We start from the raw sequence: 12,870 nt of genomic DNA, 5'->3' as shown, positions 1-12,870 counted from the left end.
CCCCCGCCGACGGCCCCACGGGGCCGACGCCCACGGCAGGCGACGGCGGAAGCCGACCGTCATCCACAGGCGGAGCGGTCGCCCTGGCGCGGCGCCCCCGTGTGCGGGTTGACTGGAACAAGGGGTTCCCCCCAGCACCATGGCCCCGTCCGCTGCCGCTGCCGGGCGCGCCTCCGCATGCCCGGAATCGCCGTGTCCTCGAGGATCTCGACGTCAACGGGGCATGGGAGCGGTTCCCTACCCCGTTAGCGTCAGGACCGACGACATGAGGGGCGGCTCGACGGGGCGGGCGGTCCGACGGGAGGGGCGGGGGTCAGGACGGGAGGCTGAGCTGGACCATGATCGCGGTGCCCTCGGCGGTGACCTCGCCGTTGTGCCGGATCTCGCCGGCCACGAAGACCTTGCGGCGCTCGGTGCCGGTCACCCGGGCGGTGACCTCCAGGGGGACCCCGAGCGGGGTGGGCCGCCGGTAGTCGACCTTCAGGTTCGCGGTGAGGCCGGGCAGGCCCGCCGCGCTCGACGCGCCGCCCAGCGCCTGGTCAAGCAGCGCCGCGATCCAGCCGCCGTGCACGAGCCCGGGCGGGCCCTGGTAGACGCCGCTCAACACCACCGTGCCGCGCAGTTCGCCGTCGACGGGCTCCAGCACCAGCGGCGGCGCCGCCGGGTTGGTCGGCCCGGAGACCACGTTGGTGACGGTCCCGTACTCCACCCGGCCGTCGGGCCCGGTCTGGCGGATCATGGCGCCGATGTCCCGGCGCTCGGTGCCGAGCGCGGCCGCCGCCTCGGCGACCGCGGCGCGGGCGCGGGCGAGAGCGGCGGGGGAGGCCTCGGTGTGCGCGACGGCGTCCACCAGGGAGCGCACCTCGTCGACCAGCGCCGTCAGTTCGGCGGGGAGGTCCTCCTGCGCCACCACGGTGAACCCGAAGTCGCGGGGGTCGGGCAGTTCGGCTACCGGCTGGGCGTCGACCGTCATGGCTTCCTTCGGCGTCGTCCGCCGCGCGGGCGGCCGGTCGCGGCGGCCGCAGCGGTGCTGCGGCGCCGGCGGTGGTCGGTCCCGTCGCGGCGGTGGCGGTTCTGCGGGGCAGCGGGGTCTCGGGCCGCCGCTGCCGACTAGAATATTACTCGGTAGTAGCACGGTGGTGTCGCCCACCCCCGCGCACCACGCAGGGCGGACGCGCCCGGGCGCCTCCGCACGCTGCAACGGCCGCGCCGGGCCCGGCTATTTCGTGACCCATGCCACCGTGGCACGTGCGTCCGATCGAATCTGCGTCCGCGCCGGTGTGCTCCGGCCGGGGTGCGGGTTCTCCTCGGATGCCGCGTCTGTGCGGTCCGGGGGCGATCCGCTCGGTCGGTGCGTTCGTCCGGTCCGGGGCGCGGGTCGGTGGTGGTCGGGGCGCGGGGCTCTGCTCGAGTGGTGCGTCGGTCGGGCCCTGGGTGGGAGCGGCGGTCTGGTCGACATGTACGTGTTCTGCTCGTGTGTGTCTGCCGGGTTCGGCGCCCGTACGGGCGCCCGCACCGGCGGTCGGGTCGGGTGCGGGTCCCGCTCGGGTGGTGTGCCCGTTCGGTCCCGGGCGGTGGTGCGGGGTGGGGTGTTCGGGCGTGGGGCCGACCGGGGCCGGCGCGGGGTCAGGGGAGGGGGCGGCGCATGTGCAGGTGGGGGATGCCCGCGTCGAGGAACTCCGCGCCGTACGCCGCGTACCCCAGCTTCTCGTAGAAGCCGAGCGCGTGGGTCTGCGCGTGGAGTTCCACCGCCGCGAGCCCCCGCTCGCGCGCCCGGTCCTCGATCGCGCGCACCAGCGCCGCGCCCGCCCCCGTGCCGCGCGCCCGGGGCAGCACCGCGAGCCGGCCCAGGAGGCCCTCGCCGTCCCGCTCCACCAGCCGGCCGGTCCCCACCGGAACTCCGTCGAGCCGGGCCAGCAGGTGGTCGGCGCCGAGGTCGTGGTCGTCCCACTCCTCCTCGATCGGCACCTGCTGCTCGGCGACGAACACCGCCCCCCGGATCACGAAGACGGCGGCCCGGTCCCGGGCGTTGTCGGCGAGGGTGATCGTCAGCATGCCCGGCAGCGTAGCCGACCCCCGCGGCCACCCGCATACGCTGGGGGCATGACCCCTCGGCCCCGTGAGCTGGTGCGGTACTGGCGGCACCCCGGACTGCCCGATGTGGAACTGCTCAAGGCGCGGTTCGTGCGGCACTCCTTCGACCGCCACATCCACGACACCTACACCATCGCGGTCATCGAGTCCGGCATCGAGGAGTACGCCTACCGCGGGGGCACCCGCCGGGCCGGCCCCGGCCAGATCGCCGTGGTCGAACCGCACGAGGTGCACACCGGCCACGCCGCGACGCCCGCCGGCTGGCGCTACCGCGTGCTCTACCCCGGCGTCGACGCCGTCACCGGCGCCGCCGCCGAACTCGGCCTCGCCACACCCCCCGGCTTCCGCGTCGAACCGTTTGACGACCCCGACACCGCCGAGGCCCTGCGCGCCGCCCACCGCGCCGCCGAGCGCGGCGACCGCCTCAGCGCGTCGAGCCTCACCCGCGCCGCCCTGGTCCGGCTGCTGCGGCGGCACGCCCGCGACCCCGGCGCGCCGCCCGCCTCCGCGTCCTCCCGCGCCGCCGCCACCGCGCGCGACATCCTGCACGAGCGCCTGGTCGACCCGCCCCGGCTGGAGGAGCTCGCCGCCGCCGTGGGCGCCGCCCCCTTCGGGCTGCTGCGGGCGTTCCGCGCCGCCTACGGGCTGCCGCCGCACGCCTACCTCAACCAGGTGCGCGTGCTGCGCGCCCGCCGGCTGCTGCTCGACGGAATCGCGCCGGGAGAGGTCGCGGCCACGGTCGGGTTCGCCGACCAGTCCCACCTTGCGCGGCACTTCAAACGGCACACGGGGGTCCCGCCCGGCGCGTTCCGCCGGGGCGCCGCCGCTGATCCGCCGCCCCTTTCCGCGCTTTCCGCGGGCGCCCCGCAATGACCCGGCCGGCGGCACCCGGGGCGCCGGGCCCCAATTCGGTGCCGGGCCCGCCGCGCGCCGCCGTCCGGCGGCCCATTTCGCGGGCTGCCGCCGCCGCGCCCGCGCGCTTTTCCGGGTAACACCGCCAATTCCCGGGCCGCCGGGACCGGCGCCGCCCGGCCGCCGAACCGGGCCGGACCGGCCGTCCTCCCTGCGCAGACGCCGGTCGCCCGCGGCCTTCGCGGCCGCGACCGGGAGCCGGCGAACGGCGCGCGTCCCGCCCGCCGGCGCGGTCGCCGCGAGCGACGTAAGGGAACTGTCCGCTATCGGGCTACATGAATTGGTGCACACCGGGGATATAAAAAACGACTGAAGCCATGTCGAGATATTCGTCGTAGGAAGATCTGTGTTCCGTTTACGTTCCTCGGGGCCGCTGGTCGGTCACTCGTCCTGGTCGAGAGTTCCGCATGAGCATTGATTCGGTCGTACCCGGAGACGAGCCCAACGGAGGAAAGCACGGCCGCCGGAGCGCCGGCGCGGCGCTACTCCCCCCACCGCAGAACAGCTCCGGCTGGTGGAAGTCCAGTTACAGCAATTCGCCGCCCGACTGCGTCGAGGTGGCGCGCTCCGCCCCCGCGCGGGTCATGGTCCGCGACTCCGTGCATCCGCGCGGTGTGGTGCTGCGGTTCACCGTCGGCGCCTGGCGCGAGTTCCTCGCCGCGGTCCGGCACGCCGACCTCGGCTGAGGGCGCGGCCCGCGCCGCGCCCCCGCCCGGGTCTCACATGCCGTTCATGAAGAGGTCGCAGTTGGCGCGGACGTCGTGGTCGGCCGACCGGGTCGCCGGGTGGTCGGCGCCGAACATCGCCCGGTAGCGGCGCACCACGTCGGCGCGTTCGGCCTCCAGTTCCACCCCCTCGACCACGCGGCGGTCGAGCACGGTGTTGCGCTGCGCGGCCAGGGTGAGCGGGTGGTCGTCGCCGAACACGCGCACCGCCCGCTCGTGCGTGCGCTCGTCCATCGCCAGCGCCGACCGGGCGTCGCCCGCCGCGAACAGGTCGCTGGCCAGGTTCACCGCGTTGGCCAGGGTCGCCGGGTGGTCCTCGCCCAACCGTTCGACGTGCACCGCCATGGCCTCCTCGTCGACCGCGCGGGCCTCGTCGACCCGGCCGAGCAGCCGCAGGGTCACCGCGTGGTTGAGCGAGGTGTCGGCGTAGAGCGGGTGGCGGGCGCCGAAGATCGACCGGTAGCGCTCGCGGGCGTCGGTCGACAGCGCCAGGGCGGCGTCGTGCTCACCCGCCGCCCGCAGCGACACCGCGTGGCTGGCCGCCGCGCGCACGGTGTTCTGCGCGTCGGGCCCGGCGTGCTCGGCGAACAGCCGGTACGCCTCCTCCGACAGCGCCACCGCCTCGCGCAGCCGGCCGGTGCGCCGCTTGACCGTGGACAGCGCCAGCATGGTGATCAGCCGCAGCGACGACTGCGCCGGGTACAGCCGGGTGTTGTCGGCGTGCACCTCGTCGAGGGCCTGCATGGACTCCCAGTACCGGCCGGACTCCATCAGCCCCAGCGCGTACCCGTACTTGCTGCTCAGGGTGCGCACGTGCTCGGGGCCGAGCATCTGGATGCGCCGCTCGTGGTTGTGCCGGTCGATCTCCATGGCGGCGGTGAAGTCGCCGGTCAGCCGCAGGCCGATGGCGTGGATGTGCGCCGTCTGCAGGGTCAGCGGGTCGTCGCGGCCGAACAGCCGCTGCTGGCGTTCGAACACCTCGCGGCTGACCTCGACCGCGTCGGAGAACCGCCCGAGGTTGCGGAGGTCCAGCGCCATGTCGATGCGCGCCTCCAGGGTCTCCTCGTCGTCGACGCCGCGCAGCCGGGTGAGGGTGTCGACCAGCCGGATGCTGCGGTCGTAGGACTCCTGGAACCGGCCCAGGCTCGACAGCACCAGGGCGTAGCGCATCGAGGCGCGCAGGGTCTGCGGGTGCTCGGCGCCGAGCTTCTCGGTCCACAGGTCCAGGGCGCGCCGGGCCAGCGGTTCGGCCTCGGCCGAACGCCCCCACAGGTCGAGGAACCGGACCTCGCTGAGGACGAGCTGGCGCGCCCACTCGCTCTGGCAGTCCCACTGCTCGGTCTCCCACACGTGCGGCAGCAGCTCCACGTAGCGGGGCCAGTCGTGGGCCGACAGGGGGTCGCCGGGGTCGAGGTTGGCCAGCAGCAGGTGCGCGCAGTGCCGCAGCTCCGAGCGCTCGTCCTCGCTCAGCGGCAGCTTCAGCGCCTCCTGCACCAGCCGGTGCAGCTGGAAGGTGGAGTTGCGGTGGTCCATCTTGGCCAGCGCGTAGCGGTCGATCGCGCGCAGCGCCCGGCTCAGCTCGATGCCGGGATCGGCGAGGATGGCCGCCAGTTCGGCCGGGGCCTCGACGTTGCGCGCGTTGTTGAACAGCCGCCGCGGGATGGGCTGCGGCGCCAGGAACGCGCACACCTGGAGCAGCCGGAGCGCGCCCGGGTTGGACTCGCGCAGCCGCTCCAGGGTCATGTTCATGGTGGCGGCGACCGACCACGGGTAGTCGGGGCTCGGCGCGACGTGGGACAGCAGCTCCTCGGTCTTCTCGTCGAACAGCTCCAGCCACTCGGCCGCGGGCATGAGGGTCTCGTACAGCCACACCGCGGTCTGCTCGATGGCCAGCGGGAGGTCGCCCAGCTTCTCGGCGATCCGGTCGGCGTCGGCGGCCGCCAGGCCCTCGGGGCCGCGCCGGTGCAGCAGCTCGGTGCTCTCGTGCCGTTCGAAGGTGTCGACCTGCACCAGGTTGCCGCTGACCGACCGCCACTGCGGGTACCGGGAGGTGACCAGCACCTGGCCCGGCCCGCCCACGGGGATCAGCGGCCGCACCTCGGAGGGCTCGCCCGCGCTGTCGTACACCAGCAGCCAGTTGGCGTAGGGCGTGCCGGCCCGCAGCGCCTCCAGCACCGCGCGCACCATGGCCGCGGGGTCGCCGCCCGGCCCCACCCCCAGCTTGGGCGCGAGCTCGATCAGGGACTGCTGGATCTGCGAGGGGGTGTCGGAGGGGATCCACCACACGAGGTCGTAGTCGCCGCGGTGCCGCCAGGCGAACTCCAGGGCGAGCTGGGTCTTGCCGACCCCGCCCATGCCCTGGAGGGTCTGCGGGAACACCGGCGGGCGCACCGGGGCGGCGGCCGCCTGCCGCCGCTCCGGCGCCGCGTGCGGCAGCACCGTGGTGTCGCCCTCGCGCAGCCGCTCGGCGAGCTGGGTCAGCAGGGATTCGCGGCCCACGAAGGTGGCGTTGCGCGGCGGGACCGCCCCCCACACCATCGGCCGGGTCCGCGGCCCCTGCGGCACCGGGCCGTAGGGGTCGTACCGCAGCGGATCGGGTGGTCCGCCGCCGTTCAGCGCCGGGGAGGCGGTGCCTCCGGGCGACGTCGCCTGGGGCGTGCCGGTCAACTGGGGATCTGCAGGAACCACGGTCGTATCCTCTGGGCTTTCACGGTCAGGTGCGGCGATCCGGTCGGCGGTGGACGGGTCCGCGGCGCGGGGCGCCGGTGCGGGTGGCGGATCGGCCCGCGGCGGGCCGTCGCCGGGGCCGGCGGACGCGGGCGGTCCGCCGGCCGCCCGCCGGAACTGTGCGGGGAGCGCGCCGAGCGCGGGGCCGACGGCGCGCACGAACGGGGCCTCGGCCGGGGCGGCGCCCGGCAGGCGGTCACCGGCGGCCCGGCCGAGCAGCAGGCGCTCCAGGGCGGCGAACCACGGCAGGGACTCGCGGTAGCGGGCGGCGACCGCTTCGAGCAGCTCCTTGACCTCGCGGCGGCTCCCGCCGGCGGCCAGCAGCAGTTCGCGCACGCCCGGGTGGAATTCCAGGGTGACCCGGTCGTCGCGGTCGACGGCGGGGGAGCCGGCCGTGCGCCGCACCAGCCCCGAGCACAGGACCTCGGTGAGGTCGGAGGGGCGGGTGTGCGGGGCGAAGCGCTCCTGCACCAGCCGGATCGTGGCCAGGTTCAGCGGGACCGCGGCCAGGCGCACCGCCAACCGGAACGCCTCGGGGGAGGCCACCACGCGGAACAGTTCGACCCGGGCCCGGGCGTCGAGGGGGCGGGGGACCGGGCCGGCGGCCGCGCCGAACAGGGCGGTGGCGCCGTCCTCGTCGTCGTCCTCGGCGGCGGGGTCGGGGTCGGGGTCGGCGACGAGCGCGGTGGTGGCGTAGCCGCGGCCGCCGCGGCGCCCGGTGAGGAACAGCGCCCAGCGCTCGATGTCGTGGGGTTCGAGGGGGAACAGCGGCACCGCCACGCCGCCGGCGGGCAGCGCCGGCGCGGGGCCCTCGGACACGGTGGGCCGCACCCGGTAGCGGGCGTTGGCCGGCAGCCCGCCGCCGCCGGCGGGCGGGACCTCCAGGGACACGTTGCGCGGCCGCATGCCGGTGCCGCGCCACAGCGTGCGGTCGAGCAGGTGGCCGACGCCCACGGCGGCGTCGGCGCCCCACCGCGCCAGCCAGGCGCCCATGGCCCCGTTGTGCCAGCCGTCGCCCACGCCGTCGCTGAGCACCAGGAGGAGGTCGCGGCCGCCGCCGACGAGGCGGTCGGCGGCGGGGGCGGGCCCGCGGTCGGCCCGCAGCGCGAGGTCGTCGGCGCGGGCCTTGTCGGAGTCGAAGGTGAACGCGCGGACGGCGCGGAACACCCGTAGCGGCGCGAGGAGTTCCAGCAGGTCGGCGACGAGGGGCTGCTGGACGATCATCGACACGCTGTCGTCGATGAGGACGGTGAGGTCGTCGGCGGGCTCGGGCAGCGGGGCGAACTCGGGCAGCACGGGGGTGCGGCGGGCCCGGCCGGGCCGGGGGTCGGCGAGGGCGCGCTGGGCGAAGCCGTGGGCGGTGGCGTCCTCGTCGAAGCGGACGGCGCGGGCGGAGTCGCGGGTGCGGCGGAACAGCTGGAAGGCGCGCACCAGGGCGCGGCGCTCGCTCAGCCGGGGCGCGCCCGGTAGGGCGGCGGAGTCGGCGGGGCCGGGGACCGGGAGGGGCGGCACCAGGGCGGCCGGCGGCGCGGCGGCCGCGGGCGGGAGGTGGTCGGGCGGCACGCCGGGCCGCGTGTCGGGCCCGGGCGGCTCCGGCGGACGGTCGGGCGCGGGCGGGTCGTCCGGGGCGCCGGGCGGGTCGGGCGGGGTGTCGGCCGGACCGGGCGCGGGGTCGGGCGGTGGGGGCGGCTGGTCGGGCGGCGGCTCGGTGCGGGGGCCGGCCCCGCGCAGGGCGGCCAGCCAGAGAGCGTCGCCCACCTCCCACCAGGTGGGTGGGGCTGCGGAGGGATCGGACGACGGAGGCGGGGACGGCGGCGATGCCGGTCCCGTGGCCGTGGGCCGTCCTCGGCCCTTGTCACCGGTCACCCACGGCCCGCTTCCATGAGGCGTTGCCAGACCAGTCCCAGTATCCGGTTCCAGGAGTTCGGATCCAAGGATGTGGCATGCGCGCGGACATCGGAACTAACGAGATGGACCGAGTTCAGTAGCTGGTCGATCGAGAGTCCGCCCAGTTCGTCGCAGCGGCGCAGGAACTCGGCGATCAGCTCGCGGTCCTCGGCGCGGTCGCGGCCGCCGAAGTGGGCGCAGACGATGTCGGCCAGCTGCTCGTGGCCGGGGCGGCGCAGCCGGATCGGCAGGCAGCGGCGGAGGAATGCCGGCGGGAAGGGGCGCTCGCCGTTGCTGGTGATGGCGACGAGGGGGAACTCGTGGCAGCGCACCGTGCCGGCCTGGATGGTGGCGGTGCCGCCGGGGTCGTCGGTGGGGACGGTGATCTCGGGCTGCGCGGAGGCCAGCCGGGCGAGTTCGGGGACGGTGTAGCAGCCGTTCTCCAGGACCCCCAGGAGGTCGTTGGCGAGGTCGGCGTCGCCCTTGTCGAACTCGTCGATGACCAGCACCCGCGGCAGGCGGTGGGGGAGCAGCGCGGTGCCCAGGGGGCCCAGGCGCAGGTAGTCGCCGATGGGGCGGTCGGCGGGCGCCCCGGTGTCGCCCGCTGCGGCGGCGTCGGCGGAGATGTCGTGGACGCGGGCCAGGGGGTCGTACTCGTACAGGCCCGAGCGCAGCGTGGAGCGGCTGGTGACCGACCATCGCAGCACCCGGCCCAGGCGCAGCTCGCGCGCCACCCGGTAGGCCAGGCTGGACTTGCCGACACCGGGTTCGCCGGTGATCAGCAGGGGGCGGCGGAGCAGCAGGGCGGTGTTGACGGCCTCGACGACCGCGACCTCGTGCTCGGTCAGCGGCCGCTCGGGGGCGTTGGCGGCGGCGCCCAGGACCCGGGTGGTCTCGCTCTCGTCGGCGGGCGGGTCGGGCTGGTCGGGGCCGCCGCCGAAGCGGCGCCACGGGGGAGGCGGGGGGAGGCGCTCCTGGAGGCTGGCGGCGAACATGTCGGGCCGCCCGGTGCCGTGGTAGATCCACCAGGAGGGCGCGGACGGTCCGCCGGTGCCGGCGGGGCCGGGGCCGGACGTCGGTGAGGACGCCATCAGGGGATCCTCCTCGTCGCTGTCATCGCGCCTTTTCGGGGGAGGTGAGAATACCGGTGGGAAGGAGTTTTTTGATACGTCGAATATCGTCGTGGATTATGGCGATGTCGTATGGATCGTAACCTTCGTCCGCATAGTCCGGATCTATGCTTCGTACGCGCCATTGGTGCAGGTACGCGGGCAGGGCGTCCACATCCTCCCGGGAGATGATTCCTCCTTCCCGCGTGATTTTCGATCCTAGCGAATCGTGGAATCTCCGTGTCGCCTCCGAATCGGCCGCATGCAGCCAGATGATCGCGGGCAACCCGGCCTCCAGCGCCCGGTACAACTGCCGCCGGCCGTCGTCGTGCGCGGGATCGGAGCCCAGCACCACCGCCACGATCGCCGTGTCCGCCAAGCGGTCCTGCAGCGGCACGCGGGCCCCGTCGGGCGGGCCGGGGGGCACACCGTGCAGCAGTCCCCCGCCCGCGGCCGCCAGTCCGGCCCAGCGCCGCTTCATCCGGCTGCGCGTACGGCCCCATTGCCGCTCCCGCGCGTCCAGCCGCTCGGTGTGGTGCAGAACGATCTCGTAGGAGGCGCCTACCCGTTCTCCCTCACCGGATGCGGGGGCGCGCAGCCGCCACGCCGCGATCCGCTCGGTCAGCAGGGAGAACGGCAGGAAGAATTCCAGCCGCGTCGGCGCCGCACCGGTGTCGTCCGCCTCCCAGAAGCCCGGCCGGGCCTCGGCCGCCTCGATCCAGGCGACCACCGCGTCGGGCAGCGTCGCGGCCGACACCACCGACGACCCGCCGTTGGTGACCTCGTGCCCGTCGTCGATCCAGTGCGACAGCACGTACCGTTCGGGGCGGCCGGGGTCGTCGGGGATCGGCTCGGCCGCGAACACCAGCGCCCCGCCGCACGGCGCGGCGGCCTCCTCGGCGCCGCCGCGCAGCAGCGCCAGCGCGCCGGCCGGCACCTCGCCGGGCGGCCGCGACGCGGAGTAGGCCCGCAGCACAGCGGCGTCGACCACCCCGACACGCGCCACGTGCTCGACGAACACCACCTCGCGCGGCAGGCCGTCGGTGCGCGGCGCCATGTCGCGCAGGTGCTCGAAGGCGTCCCACGCCGACGCGAAGTGCACCTGCTCGGGCAGCCGGTCCAGGGTGGCGGCGAGGTAGGCGCCCGCCACCGCCTCGAACCGCAGCGCGCCCAGGAGCGGCTCCAGTGCCTCCAGCTCCGGGTCGGAGAGCCCGCCGGCCAGGGGCGCGACCATCTCGACCGGCTCCATCAGCGCGACGCCGGCGCCCCGGTCCCCGGTGTCGCGGCCCGTCACGATGATGCCGATCACCGCCCCGTCGTCGGTGTCGAGGACCCCGCACCCGCTGAACCCCGGCTCGAATCCCAGCGGGTACGACGACGCCACCTGCACCTGGGCCCGCATCGGCAGGTCGCCGCCCGCGCCGACGACCCGCGCCTCGGCGCTCAGCCCGTGCGGGCTGTCGCCCGGGTAGCCCTGCACCCGCACGGCGAGCGGCCGCCCGGTGGCGCCGATGGCGGCCATGCGCGCGCCCAGCCGCGCCGGGGTCCGCCCGAGCGGGGCGCCGTCGAGCGTCAGCAGCGTGGTGTCGCGTTCGGCGTTCCAGGTGTGGGCCACCACCCGCGCGGTGTGCGGCCGGTACTCGCTCCCCGAGGGCACGTCGACGCGCACCCGCGCACCGGGGGCGGGCGGCGCGTTCTCGGCGGGGCGGCCCAGCGCCTCGTTGACGACGTGCACGCAGGTGAGGATGCGGTCGCCGGTGACGAGCACGCCTCCGCCGACGACGTGGTCGCCGGCCGCCAGGACCCGGACCTGCCAGGTGGGGGTGAGAAGGAGCGAAGGAGATGCCACCGTGACGCGGCCTCTTTCTCCGATCGGGAAGGGAGCGTTGCCTGCGGGTGCGCAATTCGGTTGGCTCTTTATGTTCCCTTTGTAAGGCTGTTTACTCTACGTATGTGCGTGGCTACACGGATATATCGAGTCAGACGTTCCAGAAGGGGCGCCGGTTCCGTCCGGACCCGGTCGGTCATTGTGCCACTTCGGTCACCACCGGTTTTGGGACATGACTCTGGCACGACCGCAACCCCCGGCGCCACCGCGGGCCGGCCGCACCGCTGACCCCCCGTGACCGTCCGCTCGGGTGGGGCGGTCGCGCGGCCGCCGCCGACCGGCCCCGCCCACCGCGCCACCGGGTGGCCCGGTCGCGCCGCCACCGGTAGGGTCGCCGCCATGACGCCCCGACGCCCCGCGCGATTTAGCGCGCCGACCGCCCCGCGGTCGGCCGTGCGGATTCAGCGGATCTAGGTGTACTGACCGGAGAGGTTGGGTACGCGGGTGGCGGGTGGGCCGCCGATCGCGGTGTGGAACCGGTGGTGATTGTAGTGATGGAGCCAGCCCGGGAACGCTTCTCTGCGTTCGGCCTCTGAACGGTAGGGGCGGGCATAGGCCCATTCCTCGGCCAGGGTGCGGTGGAACCGCTCGACCTTGCCGTTGGTCTGGGGCCGGTAGGGCCGGGTGCGCTTGTGCGCGATGCCCGCCTGGGCCAGGGCCTCCCGCCACATCCGGGACTTGCAGCAGGACCCGTTGTCGGTCAGCACCCGCTCCACCGCGATGCCCGCCGAGGCGAAGTAGGCGGCCGCCCGCGCCCAGAACGCGGTGGCGGTCTCCTTCTTCTCGTCGGTGAGGATCTCGGTGCAGGCCAGGCGGGTGCGGTCGTCGATGGCGGTGTGCGGGTAGCCGTGGCCGATCACCGGTGAGCCGTTGCGGCGTGCGGTGGTGGTGGCCTGCTTGTTGCGCACTCCGGCGTAGCGGCCCACGGCGCGGTGGCCGCCGCCGTCGGGGATGCGGCCGAGCTTCTTGACGTCGACGTGGACGAGTTCGCCGGGGCGGGCGCGTTCGTAGCGGCGCACGGCAAGGCCGGTGGCGCGGTCGGTGCGGGCCAGGCGGGGCAGGCGGTGGCGGGCCAGGATCCGGTGGACGGTGGAGGCCGCCATGTGCAGGTGTCCGGCGATGCGGGCGGGCCCCCACCGGTTGAGGACGCGGAGTTTGACGACGCGGCGCTCGCGGCGGGCGGGGGTGCGCCGGGGCGAGCGGTGGGGGCGGCTGGAGCGGTCGGCCATGCCCGCGGCGCCGTGGGTGCGGTAGCGGCGCGCCCAGCGCTGGGCGGTGGCCACACTGGTCTGGAAGCGTTCGGCGGCGCGGCGCAGGGGCCAGCCGTCGTCGACGACGCAGCGGGCCAGGGCCAGTCGGCCGGCGGGGGTCAGGCGGGCGTTGGCGTGGGTAGTGTGGGGCATCGAGGGCTTCCTGGTCGCCGGTGCAGATGTCGTGATCCACACCGATACCGGAAGCCCTCTTCGTTGCCCTAGTCGGGGCCCGTGTTACCAACCTCCATGATCAGTACATCTAGGTCGCGTTTTCT

Annotated in this window: 8 protein-coding genes; 2 read left to right on the top strand and 6 right to left on the bottom strand. The window is 75.2% G+C overall.

Annotated features, from left to right (window positions below):
- Positions 1-313: 313 nt before the first annotated feature.
- Together NT8_RS23005 and NT8_RS23000 are read right to left on the bottom strand one after the other, a co-directional pair.
- Positions 314-973 carry a PaaI family thioesterase gene (locus NT8_RS23005; protein WP_067973528.1) on the bottom strand — a complete coding sequence of 220 codons (660 nt, stop codon included), beginning with the start codon at positions 971-973 and terminating at the stop codon, positions 314-316.
- Between the two features lie 653 nt (positions 974-1,626).
- Positions 1,627-2,055 carry a GNAT family N-acetyltransferase gene (locus NT8_RS23000; RefSeq protein WP_067973525.1) on the bottom strand — a complete coding sequence of 143 codons (429 nt, stop codon included), beginning with the start codon at positions 2,053-2,055 and terminating at the stop codon, positions 1,627-1,629.
- A gap of 48 nt (positions 2,056-2,103) precedes the next feature.
- Here NT8_RS23000 and NT8_RS22995 point away from each other — a divergent pair, with 48 nt between their 5' ends.
- Together NT8_RS22995 and NT8_RS28915 are read left to right on the top strand one after the other, a co-directional pair.
- Entirely contained in the window at positions 2,104-2,967 is an 864-nt protein-coding gene (locus NT8_RS22995) for an AraC family transcriptional regulator (RefSeq protein ID WP_067973522.1), read from the top strand.
- Between the two features lie 446 nt (positions 2,968-3,413).
- Positions 3,414-3,692 carry a DUF397 domain-containing protein gene (locus NT8_RS28915; RefSeq protein ID WP_084469202.1) on the top strand — a complete coding sequence of 93 codons (279 nt, stop codon included), beginning with the start codon at positions 3,414-3,416 and terminating at the stop codon, positions 3,690-3,692.
- A gap of 33 nt (positions 3,693-3,725) precedes the next feature.
- On the opposite strand, the gene fxsT is transcribed toward NT8_RS28915, so the two are convergent.
- From fxsT to NT8_RS22975, 4 genes are all read right to left on the bottom strand, one after another.
- Positions 3,726-8,216 (bottom strand): FxSxx-COOH system tetratricopeptide repeat protein, encoded by a 4,491-nt coding sequence (gene fxsT / locus NT8_RS22990; RefSeq protein ID WP_245646295.1) that lies wholly within the window; start codon positions 8,214-8,216, stop codon positions 3,726-3,728.
- A gap of 104 nt (positions 8,217-8,320) precedes the next feature.
- Positions 8,321-9,436 (bottom strand): AAA family ATPase, encoded by a 1,116-nt coding sequence (locus NT8_RS22985; RefSeq protein WP_067973517.1) that lies wholly within the window; start codon positions 9,434-9,436, stop codon positions 8,321-8,323.
- Between the two features lie 22 nt (positions 9,437-9,458).
- On the bottom strand, positions 9,459-11,303 hold the full coding sequence (locus NT8_RS22980; protein WP_084469201.1) for a VMAP-C domain-containing protein: 1,845 nt from the start codon (positions 11,301-11,303) through the stop codon (positions 9,459-9,461).
- A gap of 449 nt (positions 11,304-11,752) precedes the next feature.
- Positions 11,753-12,745: an IS481 family transposase gene (locus tag NT8_RS22975; RefSeq protein WP_067973512.1), complete on the bottom strand. Its 993-nt coding sequence runs from the start codon at positions 12,743-12,745 to the stop codon at positions 11,753-11,755.
- Positions 12,746-12,870 lie beyond the last annotated feature (125 nt).

It is taken from the genome of Nocardiopsis trehalosi NBRC 14201 (assembly GCF_001552555.1).
GTDB classification, from domain to species: domain Bacteria; phylum Actinomycetota; class Actinomycetes; order Streptosporangiales; family Streptosporangiaceae; genus Nocardiopsis_B; species Nocardiopsis_B trehalosi.
The sequence above is the reverse complement of the archived record's forward strand: the minus strand, read 5'-3'. Positions and strand labels throughout refer to the sequence as shown.